The following is an 18,692-nucleotide window of genomic DNA, read 5'->3' as shown; positions in this document are numbered from 1 at the left end:
GCACCCGCGGCACAGCTGCGGGTGCTACGCCTCCGTTCAAGCATCGAACGTAAAAATAGGGGGCAGCTCCACCATGGCTGAATTCCAAGCGGACACGGCGATATCGACAGAGGCCATTGCCGTCGTCGGTATGTCCTGCCGACTGCCACACGCGGAGAACCCCGCTCAGCTGTGGCAACTGCTGAGCGACGGCCGCAGTGCGATCGGCGCGCCTCCCGCGGGGCGCCCCGAACTGCCCTCTCGTCCGGGCGGCTACCTCGAGGACGTCAGCGGCTTCGACGCCGGCTTCTTCGGCATCGGCCCGCGTGAGGCATCGTCGATGGACCCGCAGCAGCGGCTGATGCTTGAACTCGCCTGGGAGGCCTTGGAAGACGCCAGGATCCGCCCGTCCGATCTCGCCGAGAGCCGGACCGGTGTCTTCGTCGGCGTCATCGCCGACGACTACGCCGCCCTCACACACCAGCACGGCATCGAAGGCATCACCCGTCACACCCTGACCGGACTCAACCGAGGCGTCATCGCCAACCGGATCTCCTACACCCTGGGCCTGCACGGGCCGAGCGCGGCCGTGGACACCGGCCAGTCCTCCTCGCTGGTCGCCGTGCACCAGGCAGCCGAGAGCCTGCGCCGGGGCGAGTCCGCCATGGCCATCGCCGGCGGTGTCAACCTCAACCTGGTGCCGGACAGCACCATCGGCGCGGAGCGGTTCGGCGCGCTGTCACCGGACGGCCGCAGCTTCACCTTCGACGCGCGGGCGAACGGATACGTACGCGGTGAGGGCGGCGCCTTCGTGGTGCTCAAGCCCCTGCACGCCGCCGTGGCCGACGGCGACCCGGTCTACTGCGTGCTGCACGGCAGCGCGATGAACAACGACGGAACGACCGAGGGCCTCACCGTGCCGAGCCCGGCCGGCCAGCAGGACGTCCTGCGGCAGGCCTACGAGCGTGCCGGGGTGCCCGCCGAGCAGGTGCAGTACGTCGAGCTCCACGGCACGGGTACCAAGGTGGGCGACCCGATCGAGGCGTCGGCACTGGGCGCGGTGCTCGGCGACGGCCGGGTGGACGGGGCCGACCTGCGGGTCGGATCGGTGAAGACCAACGTCGGCCACCTCGAGGGCGCCGCCGGCATCGTCGGCCTGCTGAAGGCGGCGCTCTGCATCCGGCACCGCGAGCTCGTGCCGAGCCTGAACTTCGAAACCCCCAACCCGGACATCCCGCTCGACCGGTTGAAGCTCACCGTCCAGCGCGGCCGCGAGCCGTGGCCGCGCCCGGAGCAGCCGCTCTACGCGGGTGTCAGCTCGTTCGGCATGGGCGGTACGAACTGTCACGTCGTGCTCTCGGACTGGCGCACCGAGCCGGCGGCCGGGGAGGAGACACCCGGTGCCGAGTCCGGCGCCGGCCCGGTGCCGTGGGTGGTGTCCGGCAGGTCGGCCGAGGCCGTGGCGGGTCAGGCGGATCGCCTGGTGTCGTTCCTGGCGGAGCGTCCGGAGCTGGACGTCGCGGCGGTGGGCCGCTCGCTTGCCGTGACCCGTGCTCGTTTCGACCACCGCGCGGTGCTCGTGGGGGAGACCCGCGAGGAGCTGCTGACCGGAGCCCGTGCACTGGCCGAGGGCATGCCCTCGGCCGGAGTCGTCAGGGGGCGCGCGGCGCAGGACGGCGCGCTGGCGTTCCTGTTCTCCGGGCAGGGGAGTCAGCGTGTGGGGATGGGCGGTGAGCTGTATGCGGCGGAGCCGGTGTTCGCGGCTGCGTTCGATGAGGTGGTCGCGGCGCTGGATGTGTATTTGGACCGGTCGTTGGCGGGGGTGATCGAGGGTGAGCCGGAGCTGCTGCGGCGTACCGCGTTCACTCAGCCGGCGTTGTTCGCGGTCGAGGTGGCGTTGTTCCGGCTGCTGTCTCATTACGGGGTGACCCCGGATTATCTGGTGGGTCATTCGGTGGGTGAGCTGGCGGCGGCTCACGTGGCGGGTGTGTTGTCGCTTGAGGATGCGGCGCGGTTGGTGTGTGCGCGGGCGCGTTTGATGGACGGTGTTGCTGAGGGTGGGGCGATGGTGGCCCTGAACGCGGACGAGACGCGTGTCGCGGGGTGGCTCCAGGGACGTACGGGTGTGGATGTGGCGGGGGTCAACAGCCCTGCCGGCACGGTGGTTTCGGGTGATGAGTCGGCTGTGCTCGAGGTTTTGGAGCTGGCGCGTGCGGAGGGTGTGAAGGCGACGCGGCTGAAGGTGAGCCATGCGTTCCACTCCGCGCACCTGGACGGGATGCTGGCGGAACTGACGGAGGTCGCCCGGACCCTGACCCACGCGGCTCCCCGGATTCCGGTCGTTTCGAATGTCACCGGTGAGGTGGTGGAGGAGTTCACCCCCGAGTACTGGGCCGTTCAGGCCCGGTCGGCGGTGCGCTTCGCGGACGGTGTTGCGACCCTGGCCGGCCTCGGGGTGACGGCGTTCCTGGAGCTGGGCCCCGACGGGACGCTTGCCGGCCTGACGGCCGAGTGCCTGGCGGATGCCGATGGCATTGTCGCGGTTTCGCTGCTGCGCAAGGACCGTGCCGAGAAGCGTTCCGTCCTCGCCGCGCTGGGCGCGGTGCACGCCCATGGTGTGGACGTCGACTGGGCAGGGTTCCTGCCGGGCTCCGGCCTGGTCGAACTCCCCACGTACGCCTTCCAGCGCCGGCGCTACTGGCTGGACGGCTCGGCGAAGGACCCGGTACAGATCCCCGCCGTTGCGACGGAGCGGAGCGCCCCGAAGCAGGCCACGCGAGGCGCCACGCTGGAACTCGTGCGCGCGCACGCGGCAGCGGTGCTCGGCCACGGATCGGCGCGCGACGTGGGCGTCGACACGACCTTCAGGGAACTGGGCTTCGACTCCCTCTCGGCCGTTGAACTGCGCAACGCGCTGAACGCGGCCACCGGGCTCTCGCTGACCGCCGGCCTCCTCTTCAACTACCCGACCCCGGCCGGACTCGCCGGACACCTCGACAGCCTGCTCGACGGCCCGGACCGCAGCCAGGACCGGGACGACGCCGCGTACGGGGCCACCGCCCCCGACGAGCCGATCGCCATCGTCGGCATGGCATGCCGGCTGCCGGGCGGAGTCGCCTCTCCGGAAGACCTGTGGCGCCTGGTCAGCAGCGAGGCCGACGCGGTCGGCGGATTCCCGGCCAACCGAGGCTGGGACCTCGATTCGCTCTTCACCTCCGATCCGGACAGCCCCGGCAGGACCTACGCCACCCAAGGCGGCTTCCTGCACGACGCGGACCGGTTCGACGCCGCGTTCTTCGGCATCAGCCCCCGCGAGGCGGCGGCGATGGATCCCCAGCAGCGGCTGCTCCTGGAGACGGCCTGGGAGGCCTTCGAGCAGGCGGGCATGGACCCCGCCGCGCTGCGCGGCACCCGTACCGGCGTGTACGTGGGCGCGACGGCACAGGAGTACGGGCCCCGGCTGCACGAGCCGTCCGACGGACACGACGGCTACCTGCTGACGGGCAACACCGCCAGCGTGGCCTCGGGCCGGCTGTCCTACACCTTCGGGCTCGAGGGCCCGGCGGTGACCGTCGACACCGCCTGCTCGTCCTCGCTGGTCGCGCTGCACCTCGCCGCCCAGTCCCTGCGCCGGGGCGAGTCCTCCGTGGCCCTCGCAGGCGGTGTGTCCGTCATGGCCACACCCGGCATGTTCGTGGAGTTCTCCCGGCAGCGCGGGCTGGCGCCGGACGGGCGCTGCAAGGCGTTCTCCTCGTCGGCCGACGGCACCGGCTGGGCCGAGGGCGTGGGCCTGCTGGTGCTGGAGCGGCTGTCGGACGCCGAGCGCAACGGGCATCGAGTGCTCGCGGTGATCCGTGGCTCGGCCGTGAACCAGGACGGTGCGAGCAACGGCCTGACGGCACCGAACGGGCCCTCCCAGGAGCGGGTCATCCGCGCCGCGCTCGCCGACGCCCGCCTGACCACGTCCGATGTGGACGCGGTCGAGGCGCACGGCACCGGTACGAAGCTCGGCGACCCGATCGAGGCGCAGGCGTTGCTGGCCACCTACGGCCAGGACCGCGAGGAGCCGCTCCGCCTCGGCTCACTGAAGTCGAACATCGGTCACACGCAGGCCGCGGCGGGTGTCGCGGGCGTGATCAAGATGGTCATGGCGATGCGCAACGGGGTTCTCCCCGCGACGCTGCACGTGGACGAGCCGACCCCGCACGTCACGTGGCAGGACGGCGCGGTCGAGCTGCTGACGCAGGCCCACGACTGGCCGGAGCTCGGCCGTCCGCGCCGGGCGGGCGTCTCGTCCTTCGGTATCAGCGGCACCAACGCCCACCTCATCGTCGAGCAGGTCGACGAGACCGTGGCTCCGGTGGAGGAGCCGCCGGTGGCGGGTCCGGTGCCGTGGGTGCTCTCGGGCAGGTCCGAGGCCGCGCTCTCGGAGCAGGCGGACCGGCTGGTGTCGTTCCTGGCGGACCGGCCGGAGCTCGACGCCGTGAGCGTGGGCCGTTCGCTGGCCCTATCGCGTGCTCGTTTCGATCACCGGGCCGTGCTCGTGGGGGAGACCCGCGAGGAACTCCTCGAGGCTCTGCGAACGCTGACGCCGGGCGGGCCCGCCCCGACGGGTGCCGTGGCGTTCCTGTTCTCCGGGCAGGGGAGTCAGCGTGTGGGGATGGGCGGTGAGCTGTATGCGGCGGAGCCGGTGTTCGCGGCTGCGTTCGATGAGGTGGTCGCGGCGTTGGATGTGTATTTGGACCGGTCGTTGGCGGGGGTGATCGGGGGTGAGCCGGAGTTGCTCGGGCGTACCGCGTTCACTCAGCCGGCGTTGTTCGCGGTCGAGGTGGCGTTGTTCCGGCTGCTGTCTCATTACGGGGTGACCCCGGATTATCTGGTGGGTCATTCGGTGGGTGAGCTGGCGGCGGCTCATGTGGCGGGTGTGTTGTCGCTTGAGGATGCGGCGCGGTTGGTGTGTGCGCGGGCGCGTTTGATGGACGGTGTTGCTGAGGGTGGGGCGATGGTGGCCCTGAACGCGGACGAGGCGCGTGTCGCGGGGTGGCTCCGGGGACGTACGGGTGTGGATGTGGCGGGGGTCAACAGCCCTGCTGGCACGGTGGTTTCGGGTGATGAGTCGGCTGTGCTCGAGGTTTTGGAGCTGGCGCGTGCGGAGGGTGTGAAGGCGACGCGGCTGAAGGTGAGCCATGCGTTCCATTCCGCGCATCTGGACGGGATGCTGGCGGAGCTGACGGAGGTCGCCCGGACTGTGACCCATGCGGCTCCCCGGATTCCGGTCGTTTCGAATGTCACCGGTGAGGTGGTGGAGGAGTTCACTCCTGAGTACTGGGCCGTTCAGGCCCGGTCGGCGGTGCGCTTCGCGGACGGTGTTGCGACGCTCGCGGATCTCGGTGTGACGGCGTTCCTGGAGCTGGGCCCCGACGGCACACTCGCGGGTCTGACCGGCGAGTGCCTGGCGGATGTCGAGGGCATCGTCGCGGTTTCGCTGCTGCGCAAGGACCGTGCCGAGAAGCGTTCCGTCCTCGCCGCGCTGGGCGCGGTGCACGCCCATGGTGTGGACGTCGACTGGGCAGGGTTCCTGCCGGGCTCCGGCCTGGTCGAACTGCCCACGTACGCCTTCCAACGTGAGCGCTTCTGGCTGGACACGCCGCGCTCCGGTGACGCGGCGGGCCTGGGCCTGACGGCTGTGAACCACCCGATGCTCGCCGCGGCGATCGCGGACCCCGACGGCGACGCGGTGCAGTTCTCGGCCTCGGTGTCGTTGACCTCGCATCCGTGGCTGGCCGACCACACGATCGGCGGAACGGTCCTGGTCCCCGGAACGGTGTTCCTGGAGCTCGCGGGCACCGCGGCCGAGCACCTGGGCCATGCCACCGTCGAGGAACTCACCCTCCAGGCACCCCTGATCCTCGCCGAGAGGACGAGCGCCCAGCTGCGGCTGACCGTCGACCAGGCCGACGCGCGCGGCGACCGCCGGTTCACCGTGTACGCGCGGACCGGCGAAGAGCAGTGGACCGGCCACGCGGCCGGCCTGCTCACCCCCGCCGTCGCCCCGCCGGGCGACTCCCTGGACCAGTGGCCCCCGGCCGGAGCCACCCCCGTCCCCCTGGACGGCGTCTACGACCGCCTCGGCGACCTGGGCTACGGCTACGGGCCGGCCTTCCACGGCCTGCGCGCCGCCTGGCGCGCGGGCGACGACATCTTCGCCGAGGTCGCCCTGCCCGAACAGCTCCACACCGAAGCCGCGCGCTTCGGCGCGCACCCCGCGCTCCTCGACGCGGTCCTGCACCCGCTCGTCCTCGAGGCCGCGGACCCGGCGCAGGACGACAGCACGATCCGGCTGCCGTTCTCGTTCTCGGGCTTCGCACTGCACGCGGTCGGCGCCACGGTGCTGCGCGTCCGCTGGACCCGCACCGGCCGGGACACGGCCCGCCTCACGCTGGCCGACGGCACCGGCGCCCCTGTCGCGGCGATCGAGTCGGTCGCCCTGCGGCCGATCCCCCGCGATCAGCTCGCCGCCGCCGTCACCGGCCCGGCCGTGGAGTCCCTGTACCGGATGGCCTGGGACACCGTCCCGGCCGCCGGGCAGGTCACCGACCAGGCATGGGTCCGGCTCGGCGAGGCGCCCTATGCCGACCTCGCCGCGCTCGGCGCCGCGGTCGACGCGGGCTCCACCGCCCCGGAGTTCGTGGTGATCGGCGAGAAGCAGCTCACCGCAGCCACCACCGAAGATGAGCTCGCCCGCACCCACACCACGGCGGCGCGCGGTCTTGAGGCGGTCCAGGACTGGCTGGCCGCCCCGCAGTTCGCGGACAGCCGCCTCGTCCTCGTCGTACCGGACGGCGCACTGCACACGGCCCCGCTCGTGGGCCTGGTCCGTACCGCGCAGTCCGAGCAGCCGGGCCGGCTGGTCCTCGTCCACGTGGACGAGGACGGCGCGGAACTGCTCCCCGCCGCGCTGGCGTCCGGCGAACCCGAGGTCGCGGTGCGCGGCGGCGGGCTGTTCGTACCGCGCCTGGCGCGCCCCGCGGCCACCGCGGGGACGGCGAAGGGCCTGGACCCGGAGGGCACGGTCCTGGTGACCGGTGCTCTGGGCACGCTGGGCCGCCTGATCACGCGCCGTCTGGTGACGCATCACGGTGCTCGGCACCTGCTGCTGGTGTCGCGGCGGGGTGCCGAGACCCCGGGCGCCGCCGAGTTCGTGGCGGAGCTGGCGGAGTCGGGCGCCCGCGCCCGGGTCGCGGCGTGCGACGTGTCGGACTTCGACGCGCTGGCGGGTCTGCTGGACGGGGCCGGGGCCGAGCGCCCGCTGACCGCCGTGGTGCACACGGCGGGTGTCCTGGACGACGCGACGGTCGCCTCGCTGTCGGCCGGTCAGCTGGAGCGGGTGATGCGCCCGAAGGTGGACGCGGCCTGGAACCTCCACCGCCTCACCGAGTCCCGCGCCCTCACCTCGTTCGTCATGTTCTCGTCCATCGCGGGGCTCATGGGCAACGCCGGCCAGGCCAACTACGCGGCCGCCAACACCTTCCTCGACGCACTCGCGCAGCACCGCCACGCCCGGAACCTGCCTGCCACCTCCCTCGCGTGGAGCCTGTGGGACAGCGCCGACGGCATGGCCGGAAGCCTCGCGGACGCCGACGTGGCGCGCTGGAAGCGCAGCGGCATCGTCCCGCTGACCCCGGAACTGGGACTCGACCTGTTCGACGCGGCGCTCGCCTCGGCGGAGCCGCTGCTGGTCCCCGCCGAATTCGACCTGGGCGCGCTGCGCGCCCGGGGCGCGGAGAACGCGCTGCCCGAGCTGTTCACCGGCCTGGTCCGCGTCGGCCGCCGGCAGGCGGCAGGCACCGCCGACGCCGACTCGTCCTGGGGCCGGCGGATGAGCGAACTGCCCGCACCGGAGCGGGCGCAGGCCGTGCTCCAGACCGTACGGGAGACCGTCGGGCTGGTCCTCGGTCACGGGGCCGACGCCGGCATCGACCCGGCCAAGGCGTTCAAGGAGACCGGCTTCGACTCCCTCACGGGGATCGAACTGCGCAACCGGCTGAACTCGGTGACCGGGCTGCGGCTGCCCACCACCCTCGTGTTCGACCACCCGTCGCCCCGGGCGGTGGCGGACTTCCTGCTGGACCGCCTGGACGCGACCACGACGGCCGCCGTTCCGTCGGTGACCGCCCACGCCCCGGGACTGGACGAGCCGATCGCCGTGGTCGGTATGGGCTGCCGCTACCCGGGCGGGGTCTCCTCCCCCGAGGAGCTGTGGCGGCTCGTGGCAGAGGGCCGGGACGCGATCGGCGACTTCCCGTCCGACCGGGGCTGGGACGTGGAGGACCTCTTCGACCCGGACCCCGAGAAGACCGGCAAGTCGTACACCCGCAAGGGCGGATTCCTCTACGACTCCGCGGAGTTCGACGCCGAGTTCTTCGGCCTGAGCCCACGTGAGGCGATCGCGACCGACCCGCAGCAGCGGGTGCTGCTCGAGGTCGCGTGGGAGGCGCTGGAGCGGGCGGGAATCGACCCCGCCGCGCTGCGCGGCTCCTCGACCGGCGTCTACGCGGGCGTGATGTACAACGACTACGGATCGCGGCTGGCGAGCGCTCCGGAGGGCTTCGAGGGACACCTGCTGACGGGGACGATCGCGAGCGTCCTGTCCGGCCGGGTGTCCTACACGTTCGGCTTCGAGGGGCCGGCGGTGACGCTGGACACGGCATGCTCCTCGTCGCTGGTCGCGGTCCACCTCGCCGCTCAGGCGCTGCGCCAGGGCGAGTGCTCGATGGCACTCGCCGGCGGTGTGACCGTGATGTCCACGCCGACGACCTTCGTCGAGTTCTCACGGCAACGCGGACTGTCGCCCGACGGGACCTGCAAGTCGTTCGCCGCCTCGGCGGACGGCACGGGCTGGGGCGAGGGCGCGGGCATGCTGGTGCTGGAGCGTCTCTCCGACGCCCAGCGCCTCGGGCACCAGGTCCTCGGCGTGATCCGTGGCTCCGCGGTCAACCAGGACGGTGCGAGCAACGGCCTCACCGCCCCCAACGGCCCCTCCCAGGAACGCGTCATCCGCCAGGCCCTCGCCAACGCCCGCCTCGCCCCGCACGAGGTGGACGCGGTCGAGGCGCACGGCACCGGCACCCGGCTCGGTGACCCGATCGAGGCCAACGCGCTGCTGGCCACCTACGGCCAGGACCGCGGCGAGCCGCTGCGGCTGGGATCGATCAAGTCGAACATCGGCCACACCCAGGCCGCCGCCGGTGTCGCGGGCATCATCAAGATGCTGATGGCGATGCGTCACGCGGAGCTTCCGGCGACGCTGCACGTGGCCGAGCCGACACCGCACGTCGACTGGTCGACCGGTGCCGTGGAACTGGTCACCGAGCACGGGGCCTGGCCGGAGGTGGCACGACCGCGCCGCGCGGCCGTTTCCTCGTTCGGCATCAGCGGTACGAACGCGCATGTGGTCCTGGAACAGGGCCCGGAGCCGGTCACGGCCGCTGAACCCGCGGTGCCGGGGCTTCCGCTGGTGGTCTCGGCGAAGAGCGAGGCGGCCCTGGCCGCCCGCGCCGGCCAGATGCGTGAGCTGCTGGCCTCGCAGAGCGCCGACCCGGCACGGGTGGCGTCGGCTCTCGCCACCCGCGTCCCGCACCTCCCCTTCCGGGCGACGGTCTCGGGCACCGGCCGGGACGAGCTGCTGGCGGGCCTCGATGCACTGGCCTCGGGCGGGACCGCGCCGAACCTGGTGCAGGGCACCGCCACGGGCGCGGGCAAGACGGTGTTCGTGTTCCCGGGACAGGGCTCGCAGTGGCAGGGCATGGCCCTGGAACTCTTCGACTCCTCCCCGGTGTTCGCCGCCCGGCTCGCCGAGTGCGAGCGGGCGCTCGCGCCGTTCACGGACTGGTCGCTGCTGGACGTCCTGCGCGGTGTGGAGGACGCCCCCGGATTCGACCGGGTGGACGTGGTGCAGCCGGCGCTGTGGGCCGTGATGGTGTCGCTGGCCGCGCTGTGGCGTTCGGTGGGCATCGAGCCGGACGCGGTGATCGGCCACTCGCAGGGCGAGATCGCGGCGGCCGCGGTGTCCGGCGCACTGTCGCTGGACGACGCGGCGAAGGTCGTGGCGCTGCGCAGCCGGGCGATCGTGAAGCTGGCCGGTACGGGCGGAATGGTCTCCGTGGCCCTGCCCGCCGACGAGGTCCGCGAACTCATCACCCGCTGGGACGGCGCCATCGACATCGCCGCACACAACGGCCCGCGTTCCGTGGTCGTCGCCGGAGAGGTGACCGCTCTGCAGGAGCTGGTCGCCCACTGCAAGGACAACAAGATGCGCGCCAAGCGCATCCCGGTCGACTACGCCTCCCACTCCGCACACGTCGAGACCCTGCGCGACGAGCTTCTCGACGCCCTGTCCTCCCTCACTCCGCGCACCGTCGAGGTGCCCTTCCTCTCCACCGTCACCGGTGAGCCGCTGGAGGGCACGGAGCTCGACGGCGCCTACTGGTTCCGCAACCTCCGCAGGACCGTCCAGCTGGAGGAGGCCACCCGGACCCTGCTCGACCAGGGCCACCGCGTCTTCATCGAGGCCAGCGCCCACCCGGTGCTGACCATCGCCCTCCAGGAGACGATCGACGACACGCCCCACGACAGCGCCGTCACCGTCCCCTCGCTCCACCGTCACGAAGGCGGACTCGACGACTTCCTCGCCTCCGCGGCACAGGCCCACGTCTCGGGCGCACCGCTCGACTGGGCTGCCGTGCTCGGTGGCCCCGGTGCGGTCGTCGACCTGCCGACCTACCCCTTCCAGCGCCGGCGCCACTGGCTGGAGGGCCCGGTGACGGCCGGGGACGCGGGCGGGCTCGGCATGGCCGCCGAACGGCACCCGCTCGTTGGCGCCGCGCTCTGGCTGGCCGACGCGGACAGGCTGGTCCTGAGCAGCAGGATCGCCCTGAACACGCACCCCTGGCTGGCCGACCACGCCGTGGCCGACACCGTGCTGCTCCCCGGCACCGCGTTCGTGGACCTCGCCATCCGGGCCGGTGACCACACGGGCCTCGACCAGCTCGACGAACTGACCCTCCAGGCACCGCTGGTGCTGTCCGGACGAGGCGCGGTACAGCTCCAGGCCGTCGTCGACGCCCCCGACGAGGAGGGCCGGCGCACGCTGTCGGTGCACTCCCGCCCGGAGCCCGACTCCGACGACGCGCTGAGCCACCCGTGGACCCTGAACGCCACCGGCGTACTGGGCCACGCCGACGGACCCGCCGACGTACCGGCCGACACCGCCTGGCCCCCGGCCGGCGCCGAGCCGGTCGACCTGACGGCGGCGTACGACACGCTCGCCGAGCGGGGCTTCCAGTACGGGCCCGCCTTCCAGGGCCTGCGGGCGCTGTGGCGCGCGGGCCGGGAGACCTTCGCGGAGGTCGCGCTCCCGGAGGGCGTCTCCCCGGGAGAGTTCGGGATCCACCCGGCCCTCCTCGACGCCGCCCTGCACCCGCTGGCACTCGCGGCCGACGGCCGCCTGGTGCTGCCGTTCGCCTGGACCGGCGTCCGGCTGCACGCGGTGAACGCCAGCGTGCTGCGCGTACGCATCACCCCGGAGGGCTCGGGCGCCGCCCTGTCCCTCGCCGACGCGAGCGGAGCGCCGATCGCATCGGTGAAGACGCTCAGCCTGCGGGCCGTGGACCCCGCGCAGCTGACCGGCTCGGGCACGTCCCGCCGGCCGGTGCTCCAGGTGGAGTGGACGGCCGCCCCCAAGGCAGCCCCGGCCGCCGGGTGGGCCGTCCTCGACGACCGGGGCCACCACCTGCCCGCCCCTGCGGGCAGCTACCCGGACCTCGCCGGCATCGTCGGCAGCCCGCCGCTGGTCGTGGTCCCCCTCCCGGGCGATGACGGCCCCGGCGCCGCGGCACACCAAGCGCTCCGGCTGGCCCAGGAATGGCTCGCCGAGGACCGGTTCGCCGGCTCGCGCCTGGTCTTCCTGACCCGTGACGCGACCACCGCCCGCACGGAGGCCGGACTCGCCTCGGCTCCCGTCTGGGGTCTGGTGCGTACCGCCATGACCGAGCACCCCGAGCGCTTCGGCCTGCTGGACCTGACGGACCGGGACGTCTCCGAGGCCGAGCTCGGCCTCGCACTGGGCGTACCGGACGCGCAGGTGAGCCTGCGGGACGGGGCGCTGCTCGTACCCCGGCTGGTCAGGTCGCCCGAGGCGGACGACACCGTGCCCGCACTCAACCCCGAGGGCACGGTCCTCATCACGGGCGCCACCGGCACCCTGGGGCAGCTCTTCGCCCGCCATCTCGTCGCCGAACACGGCGTACGGCATCTGCTGCTGGCGAGCCGTCGGGGCCGGGACGCGGCGGGCATGCTCGAGCTGGAGGCCGAACTCACGGCCCACGGAGCCTGCGTGTCCGTGGTCGCCTGCGACATGGCCGACCGCACGTCGGTCGCCGCGATGCTGGACGCGATCCCCGCACCGCACCCGCTCAGCGCGGTCCTGCACACCGCCGGCGTCCTCGACGACGGCACCGTGCACGCCCTCACGGCCGGGCAGCTCGACACCGTCCTGCGCCCCAAGGTCGATGCCGCACGGCACCTGCACGAGCTGACGGCCGGAATGGACCTGGACGCGTTCGTCCTGTTCTCCTCGCTGGCCGGCACGGTCGGCACTCCGGGGCAGGCCAACTACGCCGCGGCCAACACCTATCTGGACGCCCTTGCACAGCACCGCCAGGCCCTGGGCCTGCCCGGTACGTCGCTGGCCTGGGGCCTGTGGGCCGAGGGCAGCGGGATGACCGGTCACCTGACCGACGCCGACCTCGCCCGCATGTCCCGGGGCGGCATCGCCCCCATCGGCGGCGAGCAGGGCCTCGCCCTGTTCGACGCGGCCCTCGCCACCCGCCGGCCGGTGCTCGTCCCGGCCCTCCTCGACTACACCGGGCTGCGGGCCCAGAACGAGGACGGCACGCTGCCCGCGATCTTCCACAGCCTGGTGGTGCGGCGGGCCGCCGCCGGCGAACAGCCCGGCGGCAACACCCTCCGTGAACGCCTGGCCCCCCTGGCCCCCCAGGACCAGGAGCGCGCGGTCCTGGAACTGGTCCGAGGCGTGGTGGCCTCCGTACTGGGACACACCGACGCCGGCCAGGTCGCCTCCGACCGCGCCTTCAACGAGCTGGGCTTCGACTCGCTCAAGGCGGTGGAACTCCGCAACCGGCTGAACGCGGCCTCCGGCATGAAGCTGCCCGCGACGCTGGTCTTCGACCACCCCAACACCGGTGACCTGGCCGGCTTCCTGCGTACCGAACTGCTGGGCAGCCCGGCCGCCACACCGGCCGAGACCGCACCGGCCCACGCCGAACCGGCAGCCGGCACCTCCGACGAGCCGATCGCGATCGTCGCGATGGCCTGCCGCTACCCGGGCGAGGCCGGCTCCCCGGAGGAGCTGTGGACGCTGCTGTCCGACGGGCGGGACGCCATCGGCCCGTTCCCGGCCGACCGGGGCTGGGATCTGGAGAGCCTGTACGACACGGACCCCGACCACCCGGGCACCTCGTACACCCGGCACGGCGGATTCCTCTACGAGGCACCGCAGTTCGACCCCGAACTGTTCGGGGTCAGCGCACGGGAGGCCACCGCCATCGACCCCCAGCAGCGACTCCTGCTGGAGATCTGCTGGGAGGCCTTCGAGCGCGCGGGCATCGACCCCACCTCCCTCAAGGGCACCCAGACCGGTGTGTTCGCCGGCGTCATGGCCAACGACTACGCGGCACGCCTGAAGGACACCCCCGAGGGCATGGAGGGCTACCTGTCGGTCGGCAGCACGGTCAGTGTCGCCTCCGGCCGGATCGCCTACACCTTCGGCCTGCAGGGCCCGGCGATCACCGTCGACACCGCCTGCTCCTCCTCGCTCGTCTCCCTCCACCTCGCCGCCCAGGCACTGCGCAACGGTGAATGCGAACTGGCCCTGGCCGGCGGCGTGACCGTGCTGGCCGCGCCCACCCTGTTCGTCGAGTTCAGCCGGCAGCGCGGCCTGGCACCGGACGGCCGGTGCAAGTCCTTCTCCGCGCAGGCGGACGGGGCGGCCTGGGCCGAGGGCGCCGGAATCCTCCTGCTGGAGCGGCTCTCCGACGCCCGGCGCAACGGCCGCCGGATCCTCGGCGTGATCCGCGGAACCGCCGTCAACCAGGACGGCGCGAGCAACGGCCTCACCGCCCCCAACGGCCCCTCCCAGGAACGGGTGATCCGCCAGGCGCTGACCAACGCGGGCCTGAGCACCGCAGACGTCGACGCACTGGAGGCCCACGGCACCGGCACCACGCTGGGCGACCCGATCGAGGCTCGGGCCGTACTCGCCACCTACGGTCAGGAGCGCACGTCCCCCCTCCTGATGGGCTCCCTGAAGTCCAACATCGGACACTCCCAGGCCGCCGCAGGTGTGGCCGGCGTCATCAAGATGGTCAAGGCGATGGAGCACGGAGTGCTCCCCAAGAGCCTCCACATCGACGAGCCCAGCCCGCACGTGGACTGGTCCGCGGGCGAGGTGGAACTGCTCACCGAGGCGGTGCCGTGGCCCGAGACCGACCGGCCGCGCCGGGCAGGCGTGTCCTCCTTCGGCATCAGCGGCACCAACGCCCACGTCATCGTGGAGCAGCCGCCGGCCCAGGAGACGGTCCCGCCGGCCGAGCCGATGCCGGTCGTGCCGCTGCTGCTGTCCGGGCACAATGACGCGGCCCTGCTGGCACAGTCCGGGCAGGTGGGCGCGGCGCTCGCCGGCGCCGGGCCGCAGGACCTGGCAGCGGCGGGCCGCACCCTGGCCCTCGGACGGGCCGGCCTCCCGCACCGCGCCGTTGCGGTGGCCGCCACCACCGCCGAAGCGGCCGACGCACTCGCGGCACCGGCCGTGCGGGGCACACCCGTGGACGGCCGCACCGCCTTCCTGTTCACCGGCCAGGGCAGCCAGCGGCTCGGCATGGGCCGGGAGCTGTACGCCGCCTACCCCGCCTACGCGCGGGCCCTGGACGCCGTGTGCGCAGAGCTCGACCAATGGCTGGACGAGCCGCTGCTCGACGTCCTCTTCGGCGAGGACCCGGCGCCGCTGGACCGGACCGGCTTCGCCCAGCCCGCCCTCTTCGCCACCGAGGTCGCGCTCTTCCGGCTCCTCGAACACTGGGGCGTACGGCCGGACTACCTCGCCGGCCACTCCATCGGTGAGCTGGCCGCCGCGCACGTCGCAGGCGTCCTCTCGCTGGGCGACGCCGCGCGGCTCGTCGCGGCGCGCGGCCGGCTGATGCAGGCCTTGCCCGGCAGCGGCGCGATGCTCGCCGTACAGGCCGGGGAGCAGGAGGTGCTGCCGCTGCTCGCCGGACGGGAGGGCCTGCTGGACATCGCCGCCGTCAACGGCCCCGCCTCCGTGGTGCTCTCGGGCGACGCGGAAGCCGTCGAGGCCGTCGGCGCCGAACTCTCCGCCCTGGGGCGCAAGACCAAGCGGCTGCGCGTCAGCCACGCCTTCCACTCCCCGCACATGGACGCGATGCTGGACGAGTTCCGGATGGTCGCCAAGGGACTCACGTTCACCGCGCCCGCCATCCCGATCGTCTCCACCCTGACCGGTCAGCCGGTCGGAGCCGAGGAACTGACCACGCCCGAGTACTGGGTCCGCCACGTCCGCCGGCCCGTGCGCTTCCTGGACGCGGCACGCGCCCTGGAGGCCGAAGGCGTACGGACCTTCCTGGAACTCGGGCCCGACGGCGTGCTCAGCGCGATGGCACAGGACTTCCTCGACGCGGGATCGCTCCTGGTCCCGGTGCTGCGCGGCGGGCGCCACGAACCGCACACCGCCGTCACCGCCCTGGCCCACGCCCACGTACGGGGCGTACCGGTCCACTGGCCCGCACTGTTCGGCGAGAACACCGCGCCCGCTGCGGACCTGCCGACCTACCCCTTCCAGCGCCGGCGCTACTGGCTCACGGAAGGGCCCGGCGGCGGCAACGTCGCCTCGGCCGGGCTCGACTCCGCCCGGCACCCGCTGCTCGGGGCCGCGCTGGCCCTCGCCGACTCCGACGGCGTCCTGTTCACCGGCCGGATCTCGGCCCGCAGCCACCCCTGGTTCGCCGACCACACCGTCGCCGGCACCCTGCTGGTCCCCGGCACGGCCCTGGTGGACCTCGCACTGCACGCGGGCGCCGCACTCGGCTGCGAGCACCTGGAGGAACTCGCCCTCCAGGCACCCCTGGTCCTCCCGGACGAGGGCGCGCTCCAGCTCCAGATCACCGTCGGCGGGCCCGACGCGGACGGCCGCAGGCCCATCGCCGTCCACTCGCGCGGAGAAGGCGAAGAGGAGGACAAGGTCTGGAACCGGCACGCCACCGGAACCGTGATGGCCGCCCTCCCCGCCGTCCCCGGACCCGATCTCGTGTCCTGGCCCCCGGCCGGCGCCGAACCCCAGCCGGTCGAAGACCTGTACGACCGCCTCGCCGACCAGGGCTACGGCTACGGCCCCGCCTTCCAGGGCCTCCAGGCGGCATGGCGCTCGGGCGACGACCTCTACGCCGAGGTACGGCCGTCCGCCGACCCCGACGGATTCGCCCTGCACCCGGCCCTGTTCGACGCATCGCTGCACGCACTGCTCCTGGAGGAGTCGGCCGGACTACGGCTGCCCTTCTCCTTCGGCGGCGTCCGGCTGACCGGGGTCCGCAGCGGCACCGGCACCCTGCGCGTCAAGCTGTCGGCCGGCCCGGACGGAACGGTCGCGGTCGACATCGCCGACGAGACGGGCGCGCCGGTGGCCACCGTCGCCTCGCTCGCCCTGCGCGCCCTGCCGGCCGGGACCGCGCCGACCCGCCCCCGCGATCAGCACCTGTACGCGGTGGAGCGGGCCGGTGCGGAACTCCCCGCCGGCGGCGACCTGAGCATCGTGGTCCTCGGCGAGTCCGAGTCCGAGGCCGGCCTCGGACTCGCCGCCCGGCACCACGCCGACCTCGCCGCGCTGGCCGCCGCGACGGCCGACGGCACGGCCGCACCCGACGTGGTCGTCCTTCCGGTGCCCCCGGCCCCCGTCCACGAGACCGGCCGGGTCACCCAGGACGTGCTGGCGGTCCTGCGCCAGTGGCTCGCCGCCGACACGCCGGCCGGAGCACGGCTCGCCGTCGTGAGCACCGGGGAACTGGCGCACAGCGCACTGTCCGGGCTGATGCGGACCGCCGAGTCGGAACACCCCGGACGCTTCCAGCACGTGATCACGGACGGCCTGCCGGCCGGCCGCGAACTGCTGGCCGCCGCCCTGGCCGACCCCCGTCCGCAGCTCGAACTGCACCGGGGACAGGCCTACGTGACCAGGCTCGCCAAGGCCCCGCACCCAGCCCGGACCCCCGACGCCGGCGACGCGTTCGACCCGGAGCACACGGTGCTGATCACCGGCGGCACCGGCGCGCTCGGAGCCCAGGTCGCCCGGCACCTGGTGACCGGCCGGGGCGCCCGCCACCTGCTGCTCACCAGCAGGCGGGGCGGAGCGCAGGACCTCGTCGCCGAACTCACGGAGCTCGGCGCGCAGGTACGGGTCGCGGCATGCGACGCGGCCGACCGCGACGCCCTGGCCGCACTGCTCGCCTCGGTCCCGGACGCGCACCCGCTCACCGCGGTCGTGCACGCGGCCGGAGTCGTCGAGGACGGCATGCTGGACGCCCTGAGCCCGCAGAGCCTCTCCCGGGTCCTGCGGCCGAAGGTGGAAGCCGCCTGGAACCTCCACGAGCTGACCGCCGGACTGCCACTGACGGACTTCGTCCTCTTCTCCTCCGTCGCCGGCCTGGTGGGCAACGCCGGACAGGCCAACTACGCCGCCGGCAACACCTTCCTGGACGCGCTCGCCACACACCGGCACGCCGAGGGCCTGCCCGCTGTGTCCCTCGCCTGGGGCATGTGGCAGGACGGCATGGCGAACGACCTCGACCACGCCGACCGGGCCCGGCTCGCACGCAACGGGATCCTGCCGATGCCGGCCGGCCAGGCCCTCGCGGCCCTCGATACGGCCCTGACGGGAGCCGGCGCGCCACGGCCCGGCACCGATGCGGTGGTGCCGGGGCCGGTGCTCGCACCGGTGGCACTGGACCTCGCGGCACTGCGCAGCCTCGGCGACGCACTGCCCGAGCTGTACCGGGGCCTGGTGCGCACCGGGCGCCGGCCCGCCCGGCCCGCCTCCGCTCCGGCGGCGATCCCGCTGGCGGAGCGCCTCACCGGCCTGGACGGGGAGGAGCAGCAGCAGTTGCTGCTCGACTTCGTCAGGGAACAGGTCGGCATCGTCCTCGCCCACCCGGCCCCGCGGACGATCGACGTCCAGCGCGGACTGCTGGACCTGGGCCTCGACTCCCTCACCGCGGTCGAACTGCGCAACAGGCTGAACATCGCCACCGGACTGCGGCTGCCCAGCACGCTCGTCTTCGACCACCCGAGCACCCGGGCCATCGCCGCGTACCTGCAGGGCGAACTGGCCGGTGAAACCGAGGACCCGGTCCAGGCGGCCCTGGACGCACTGGAGGCCGCGCTCTCGGCCGCAGGCCCGGCGGACGGCGACGGACCGGAAGGAACGTACGCCACGCGGCTGCGCGGCCTGCTCCGGACAGTGGCCGGCGGCACCGACGGCGCCGACCTCGATCTGGCGAGCGACGACCAACTCTTCGCAGCACTCGACAACGAACTCGGCAGGTAGACATGAGTAACGAGCAGAAACTCCG

The 18,692-nt window shown here is 73.4% G+C and carries 1 protein-coding gene; it reads left to right on the top strand.

Annotated features, from left to right (window positions below; translation table 11 throughout):
- The first annotated feature begins 73 nt into the window (after nt 1–73).
- Nucleotides 74–18,667: a type I polyketide synthase gene (locus tag EDD93_RS38730; protein WP_123531724.1), complete on the top strand. Its 18,594-nt coding sequence runs from the start codon at nt 74–76 to the stop codon at nt 18,665–18,667.
- The last annotated feature ends 25 nt before the right edge of the window (nt 18,668–18,692 follow it).

The organism is Streptomyces sp. 840.1, assembly GCF_003751445.1.
In the GTDB taxonomy this organism is placed as follows: Bacteria; Actinomycetota; Actinomycetes; order Streptomycetales; family Streptomycetaceae; genus Streptomyces.
Note: the sequence above shows the minus strand (reverse complement) of the source record. Positions and strands in the feature narration are given on the sequence as shown.